Source organism: Kitasatospora sp. NPDC059722 (genome assembly GCF_042733235.1).
In the GTDB taxonomy this organism is placed as follows: Bacteria; Actinomycetota; Actinomycetes; order Streptomycetales; family Streptomycetaceae; genus Kitasatospora.
The window spans coordinates 139,174-146,004 of sequence record NZ_JBHWGD010000011.1 but is presented as its reverse complement, the minus strand read 5'-3'; the positions used below and the strand labels follow the sequence as shown (position 1 = coordinate 146,004).

General features: G+C 72.4%; 6 protein-coding genes. 4 read left to right on the top strand and 2 right to left on the bottom strand.

The genetic code is table 11. The annotated features are described in order from the left end of the window. Window positions 1-560 precede the first annotated feature (560 nt). Complete coding sequence (locus ACFV4F_RS09950; RefSeq protein ID WP_380501395.1) at window positions 561-1,208, top strand: hypothetical protein; 648 nt, start codon at window positions 561-563, stop codon at window positions 1,206-1,208. Between the two features lie 260 nt (window positions 1,209-1,468). On the opposite strand, the gene ACFV4F_RS09945 is transcribed toward ACFV4F_RS09950, so the two are convergent. Both ACFV4F_RS09945 and ACFV4F_RS09940 read right to left on the bottom strand, forming a co-directional pair. Then, window positions 1,469-2,728: an esterase/lipase family protein gene (locus tag ACFV4F_RS09945; RefSeq protein WP_380501393.1), complete on the bottom strand. Its 1,260-nt coding sequence runs from the start codon at window positions 2,726-2,728 to the stop codon at window positions 1,469-1,471. 256 nt (window positions 2,729-2,984) lie between these two features. Beyond that, on the bottom strand, window positions 2,985-4,586 hold the full coding sequence (locus ACFV4F_RS09940; RefSeq protein WP_380448141.1) for an FAD-dependent monooxygenase: 1,602 nt from the start codon (window positions 4,584-4,586) through the stop codon (window positions 2,985-2,987). A gap of 143 nt (window positions 4,587-4,729) precedes the next feature. On the opposite strand from ACFV4F_RS09940, the gene ACFV4F_RS09935 reads away from it, so the two are divergent. From ACFV4F_RS09935 to ACFV4F_RS09925, 3 genes are all read left to right on the top strand, one after another. Next, the gene (locus tag ACFV4F_RS09935) at window positions 4,730-5,062 is read left to right on the top strand and encodes a metalloregulator ArsR/SmtB family transcription factor (RefSeq protein WP_380448139.1); all 333 of its coding nucleotides are present in this window, start codon (window positions 4,730-4,732) and stop codon (window positions 5,060-5,062) included. Further along, window positions 5,059-5,805, top strand: a complete 747-nt coding sequence (locus tag ACFV4F_RS09930; RefSeq protein ID WP_380448137.1) for a DUF2071 domain-containing protein — start codon at window positions 5,059-5,061, stop codon at window positions 5,803-5,805. Before ACFV4F_RS09935 ends, ACFV4F_RS09930 begins: the two co-directional genes overlap by 4 nt. Window positions 5,806-6,029: 224 nt before the next feature. Further along, on the top strand, window positions 6,030-6,719 hold the full coding sequence (locus ACFV4F_RS09925; protein ID WP_380448135.1) for a Tat pathway signal sequence domain protein: 690 nt from the start codon (window positions 6,030-6,032) through the stop codon (window positions 6,717-6,719). Window positions 6,720-6,831 lie beyond the last annotated feature (112 nt).

The following is a 6,831-nucleotide window of genomic DNA, read 5'->3' as shown; positions in this document are numbered from 1 at the left end:
AATTACTAGCCCACCCACTCGTGGTCTACTCACGGCGCGGGCCGCATGCCCCCCCCCACCGCACAAGTCGTGGCAGACCCGCATGCGATCGTCCACGGAAACGGACGCCCGCGCCCACCCGGGCAGAAGGAGGAGAGCTGGCGAAACCACTGCGGGATCCGCGCACGACTCGACGCTGGCACCGACCCGAACGTCTGGGGCGGCAGGCTCCCACTGCACCACGCAGCAGGCTTCGGCTCTCCGAAGGTGGTGGCCGAACCGGCCGGCCGCCTCTCGGACGTGGACGCGTTTGAGGACCGGACGACGGCACTGTGGGAGGCCGTCATGACCAACCGGCCGGACTACGCCCGGGCCCTCGTGGCCGCCGGTGCCGATCCCTGGCGCCCCCAGCTCGGCGGTTCCCCTGAGGAGGTCCTGGTCGGCTACCTCTACCGCCACCACCACGAGCGCCCGCGCCGTCACCGGCCCCGCCGACATCTGGGTTCGGCTGCCCGACATCGACTACTGGGAGCGTTGAAATCCGGTCGTGGAAGCCACCGCCGGACTGTCATCCTCGCTGCATGCTGCTGAAACTGACCGGCTCCAGCTGTTCCGGGAAGTCCACGCTCGCCTTCGCCGTGGCCGGCCGGCTCCGGCAGGTCGCCGTGCACGACTTCGACGAGGTCGGGGTGCCGGAGAACGCCGACCGCCAGTGGCGGCACCGGATGACCGAGCTGTGGGTGCGTCGCGCCCTGACGTACCAGGACCGCGGCGTCGACCTCCTGTTGACCGGCCAGTCCCCGCTGGGCGAGGTCCTGGCGGCGCCCTCGGCCCCGCTGCTGGACGGGATCGCGGTGTGCCTGGTCGACGTCGCCGACGACGTCCGCCGGGAGAGGCTCACCGCACGGGACGCGGGCCGGTGGGACTCCTCCGCCGTGGACGCCTTCCTCGGCTGGGCGGCCTGGCACCGCGGCCACGCACGCGATCCCCGCCACCGGCCGGACGTCATCACCGGCGGCAGCGGCCCGGAGATGGCCTGGCACCGCTGGACGACCTGGACCGCCGCGGACCCCCGGTGGCACACCCACCGGCTCGACACGACGGGCCGACCTGCCACGGACTCCGTCGACCAACTGGAGCAATGGGTCTCCGACCAACGCGAAGCACACCGCACCGGCCACCTGCCCCTGGCCCCCGGCTGGACGGCCATCACCGACCACACCACCTGACCCACTGACCCGCACAGGAAGTCGGCCGCTCCGACTTCTCGATCGCCAAGCACCCTTCCTCGCCGACCAGCCCGCACCGAGCGCCCACCGCCAGGCTCAGTGGGTCCGGCGCGGGGATCGGTCGGATGCCCAGTGGACCGGGTTGGCACCGCCGGTGGGACACGGTGTGCCGGGCTCGCGTGCCACACCGGCCGTGAGCGTCGGCGGCGGGCGGCCCTGGGTGGGCGGGCGCCTCGGCGGCAGCCCGCCCACCCTTGTGGCTACTCGGCCGTGACGATCTCGTTCACGATCCACGCACCGAGTTCCTCGGTCATCGTGGTGTGCCCTTCGTTGCGACTGGCGCACGCAAAGGCGTCGAGTGCGCTGCCGTCCAGGGTGATCGGCTGGTAGAGGGCCTTCGGGTCGCTGATGTCCCCGGCGGCGACGGCGCTGATGGCCGGGATGAAGCAGGACGTCGTGATGACGTCCGGGTCCACGGTGTTGCCGAGAAGACCCATGAGCATGGCGGCCAGGCCGAAACTGCCGGTGTCGCCCACCGGGGACGGCGCAGTGAACAGGCCCCCGGGGGCGCCGTCGATGTCGGGCAGCCCGCTGGTACGGACCCGCACCGGCTCGCCGCCGGTCTTCTGCAGGCGGGCGACTTCCTGGTCACCCTGCGCCTGGGTCTTGAGCCACGTGTCGTGCAGCGTTTCACCGTCGCACTTCACCGCGGTCTCGTCGGCCTTGACGCCGTTGCCGTCGCCGGAGTGCACACCATTGGCGACACCGATCTTGCGGACGTTCTGCGGCCAGCCACCGACCGCGTCGAGCGCCCGGAGGAACGCCGCCCGCTCCTCTGCCTGCTCCGCGGTGCCGTCGGCCTTCGCGATGTGCCACCGCGCCATCTGCTTCGCGGCCGTGCTGTTGAGCAGCCCGGAGAACTGGCGCAGGACGGGCCCCAGGGTGGGCTCGTCTCCCCAGTTGTCCGTCGCGAAGTGCGTGAACGCCTGGAGGGCGATGGGGAACCATGCGCCCTGGTGGGGGGTGTCGTAGGAGAGGTAGAGGGCCGTCTCGTGGTCGGGAAGGGCGGGGTCCTGCTCCATCTTCGCCAGCGCGTAGCGGGTGACCAGTCCGCCCATGCTGAATCCGCCCACGGTCAGCTTCGCCCTGCCGACCCGCTCCATGATGGTCCTGCGGATACAGTCGATGACGGTGTCGGCGTTGGCCGTGATCGACGCCGTCCGGTCCTCGTAGCCGAGGATGATGACGTCGCGCCCGGTCGCGTGGAGTTCGGAGATGAAGCGGAAGTCGCCGTTCTCCTCCAGGCCGTTCCAGAGCTGGTCGAGGTTGCTCGCCCCGCTCGAGAAGCCGTCGGAGAGGATGACGGGACGGACGAGCTGCCTGCGGTTCAGCGGGCTGTAGTAGACCCAGGCGGTTCCGCCGGCGAGGGCCCACTCCTCATGCGGTTCCGGAGCGGGGGGAAGCGAGGACCGGGCCCCAGGGGCAACCTGACCCCAGACATCAACGACGGGTGCAGACATAGCAGTTGACTCCTTACGTACTTCCCGGGCTCGCCGAACGGCTGACCTCAAACGGCACCCTAAGGAGGGAAGCAGCACTACCGAGGACAGTGGACACGTGGTTCACCCGAAGGTGGCCGCCTTCGCCCCGAAGGGTGTGCGCGTCCGCGAGATGGGCATAGTGCTCCGACCACCCGCTGCCCTCAGCCCACTCAGGGAAGGAAAAGGCACCGCCCGGCGATGCGCTCGACACCGAACGGAGCGCCGACCGCTGGGCTCACCCGACCGCGAACGTGCGCCGCAGGTGCCCGACCAGACGCCCCGGGTCGCCGACCGGCAGGCGCGCGCCCAGGTAGCCGTCCGGCCGGATCACGAAGGCCTCGCCGTCCGTCGCCGCGTACGCCTCCCGGAAGGCACCGCCCGCGTCCCGGAGGCCCGGGAGAAACAGCCCGGCCGACGGCTCGGCCCCACGCGCGAAGACGACATACGCGTTCAGCAGCCCGTGCGCCGCCACCCCCGCCGCCTCGGCGCAGGCCTGCAGGCTGCGCAGCTCCGTCTCCGGCCCCGCGTACAGCAGCAGCGTGTGGTGCGGGCTGCGCAGCAGGTCGAAGAGCCGCACGGGGTGCGACACCATCGGGCGCTCCAACTGCCCGCAGTCCGGCGCCCGGTCGCCGGGAACGGGCACCTCGGCACCCTCCAGCGCACCCTCCAACTCGCCCTCCGGCTCGCTCAGCGGCCCGCCCCGGTAGTTCACCAGCAGCTGTGCCTCGCGCCGCAGCTCCAGCCCCTCCCCGGTGAAGCCGGACCGCGCGTGCCGGACGGTACGCCCCACGACCTCCTCGCCCACCGGGTGGCGCTCGGCGTGGTAGGTGCCGAGGAGCCCGTCGGCGGCGAGACCGCGCACTGCGAGGGCCAGCTTCCAGGCCAGGTTGTAGGCGTCCTGGATGCCGGTGTTCATGCCCTGGCCGCCGGTCGGCGGGTGGATGTGGGCGGCGTCGCCGGCGAGGAAGACCCGGCCGTCGGCGTAGCGGTCCGCGAGGCGGTGGCTGATCCGGAAGGAGGAGGACCAGCGCAGGTCACCGATCGTGGCCGGGCGCGGCGACAGCCGGTCGACGACCGCCTGGAGGTCGGCGAGCGAGGGCCGCCAGCCGTCCTCCAGCCCGTGCGCGACGCCGCCGTCCGCCTCCGCCGGCCGCTCGGCGGGCGCGAGCATCGACAGGCGGTAACGACCCTCGGGCAGCGGGACGCAGATCAGCGCGTCGCCATCGGTCCCCATGGACCGCACGGCCCAGCCCTCGGGGAGGTCCCAGTCGACGGCGACGTCGCCCAGCATGTAGCGCGAGGGGAAGGCGTCCCCCTCGAAGCCGATCCCGAGCGACCGCCGCACCCGGCTGTGCGCGCCGTCGCAGCCGATGACGTACTGCGCCGACACCTCCTCGTCACCCTCCGGAGTCGCCAGCGAGGCCCGGACGCGCCCGTCCTCCTGCACCAGGCCCGTCAGCTCGCAGCGCCGCTCGACCGCGGCTCCGAAACCCGCCAGGTGCTCCGTGAGCAGGCGTTCCGTCCTGTACTGCGGCAGCGCGGCGAACCCGTACGGCACGTCCGGCGGCAGGCGCAGGTCGAGGCGCGGCCCGGGCTCGCCGTTCAGGTACGTCAGCTGCCCCTTGAGCGGCACGGCCTCGTCGAGCACGCGCGGGAGCAGCCCCATCGCGTCCCACAGCTCCAGCGTGCGCGGCTGGATCCCGACGGCCTTGGCGTACGGCTGCGCCGCCGCCAGGCGGTCGACGATCCGGCACGCGACGCCCCGGCGGCGCAGCTCGGCGGCGGCCGTCAGCCCGACCGGTCCGGCTCCCACGACCAGTACGTCCGTCTCGCCCATGCGTGCTCGCTCCTCGCGGCCCCGGCCCCCGCTCCTCCAGCCTCCGCCCGCTCCCGACGGCCCGCCAGCCCGCCAACCCGCCAACCCACAGAAAGCTCACAGAGCACTTGTTAGACATTTAGCCAAGATGCTAAATAGAAGGCATGACAGAAGCTCAGGACGAGACGGGAGCCTTCCGCGCCCTCGCCGATCCGACGCGGCGCCAGATCCTCGAAGACCTGCGGGGCGGCGAGCTCGCGGCCGGCGAGATCGCCGCCAGGTTCGCGATCAGCGCGCCGTCCATCTCACGCCACCTCGGTGTGCTCAAGGGCGCCGGACTCGTCACCGAGCGGCGGGAGGGCAACCGGATCATCTACGCCCTCGCCGAGGAACGCCTGGCCATGTGCGTCGGCCGGTTCCTCAGCGCCGTCTGCCCCGAACAGATCGTGCTCCGCCACACCAAGTGGCGGCCCAAAACCGAGGGCGAGGGATCATGAGGCAGCCGAAGCTGTCCAGCGTCGTCGAACGACGCCTCCTGGTGAACTACCGCGTCGACCCGGACGTCGCCGCACGACTGCTCCCCGGCCCGCTGCGCCCCCACCTGGCCAACGGCCACGCCGTCGCGGGCATCTGCCTGCTGCGCCTCGGCGAGGTCCGGCCCGCCTGGGCGCCCAGGGTGTTCGGGCTGCGGAGCGAGAACGCCGCGCACCGCATCGCCGTCGAGTGGGACGGCCCCGACGGCGTCGAGAGCGGCGTCTACATCCCCCGGCGCGACACGGCCTCGCCACTCAACGCCTGGGCCGGCGGCCTCCTCTTCCCCGGCGAACACGGCCGCGCGGACTTCGAGGTCCACGAGACCCCCGACCGGGTGCGCGTCGCACTGGCCGCCCGGGACGGCGGCACGCGCGTGGACGTCACCGTCGACCTGGCGGACGATCTGCGGGACAGCGAGCTCTTCGCCGACCTCACCGAAGCCTCCCGCTTCTTCCGGCTCGGCGCGAAGGGCTTCTCCCCCACGAGGGCCGGCCACCACCTGGACGGCATGGAACTGGGAACCGACGCCTGGCACGTGGACGCCGGCCGGGTCCACTCCGCCGCATCGTCCTTCTTCGACGACCCGGACCGCTTCCCCCCGGGCAGCGCGACCCTCGACTGCGCCCTCGTCATGCGCGACGTCCCCGTCAGGTGGCAGCCACTCCCGCCCATGGCATGCGAACAGGCGGCCCGGATCGCCGGCTGACGATCGACCGGCGGTGGAGCATCCTGACCGGGCCCGGCCGCCGCCCAGGCCCACTCGTCCGCCGCGGACCGGCTCTTGCTGACGAAATGTCAGCAACTGCCGCCCATCGCCTTGACGGTGCACTGCCACAGGCCTAGAACGTAGGCAGCCGCCCGGATCCCCACCCTCCGGGCACAGCGAAAGTTCGTCTTCTCGATCCCCCTCACCGAGGAAGAGGCTTTCCCATGCGCCTTCGCCGCCACCTCGCCGCCACCGCCGCCGTCGCCGCGGTCGTCCTGGGCGCGATTCCCGCGTCCGCCGCCCAGGCACCGGATCAAATAGCCGACGCGGCAGCCGTGTTGACCACCGACAGTGCCGGAACCACCGCCGTCGCCGTGGGCGACGCGCTCGTCGCGCCGCTCGCCGCCAACACCAGCGCCACCTTCTACTCGACCGCCACCAGCACCACCGGCGTCACCTGTGCGACCTCCCAGCTCTCGGCCACCGTCCTGACCAACCCCGCCGCGCCCGGCACGGCGACGGAGTCCTTCACCGGGCTCACCTTCGACTCGTGCACGGCCAACGTCACCGGCGTCACGAACGTCGAGAGCCTGACCGTCGGCAACCTGCCCTTCACCCTGTCCGTCGACGACGGCGCGGGCCTCCCGCTCACCCTCGTCGGCGGCGCGGCCGGGCCGATCCAGGCCAGCGCCGTGCTCGACACCTGGTTCGGCACGATCACCTGCACCTACCAGCTCAGCGGCAGCTTCACCGGCAACGCCGACAACGGCGCCCACAGCCTGACCTTCACCAACGAACACTTCGCCAAGAGCGACGGCTCCTCGCTCTGCCCGGGCGACGGCTACTTCTCCGCCACCTTCGGGCCCGTCACCGACACCACCGCCACCGGCAGCCCGGCGGTCACCGTCAACTGACGCGAACCCCGGGGGGGGGGGGGGGGCCCCCCCCCCGGGGCCCGGCCCCTCGCGAGCACCGAGAGAGCCGGGGACAAACCCCCGCGCGGGGGGGTGCCCCCGCCGAGAGTGG

Excerpts from the sequence above, each read along its gene's own strand:
- ACFV4F_RS09950 (WP_380501395.1), top strand. The coding sequence starts at position 561 with ATGCTGCTGAAACTGACCGGCTCCAGCTGTTCCGGGAAGTCCACGCTC.
- ACFV4F_RS09945 (WP_380501393.1), bottom strand. The coding sequence starts at position 2,728 with ATGTCTGCACCCGTCGTTGATGTCTGGGGTCAGGTTGCCCCTGGGGCC.
- ACFV4F_RS09940 (WP_380448141.1), bottom strand. The coding sequence starts at position 4,586 with ATGGGCGAGACGGACGTACTGGTCGTGGGAGCCGGACCGGTCGGGCTG.
- ACFV4F_RS09935 (WP_380448139.1), top strand. The coding sequence starts at position 4,730 with ATGACAGAAGCTCAGGACGAGACGGGAGCCTTCCGCGCCCTCGCCGAT.
- ACFV4F_RS09930 (WP_380448137.1), top strand. The coding sequence starts at position 5,059 with ATGAGGCAGCCGAAGCTGTCCAGCGTCGTCGAACGACGCCTCCTGGTG.
- ACFV4F_RS09925 (WP_380448135.1), top strand. The coding sequence starts at position 6,030 with ATGCGCCTTCGCCGCCACCTCGCCGCCACCGCCGCCGTCGCCGCGGTC.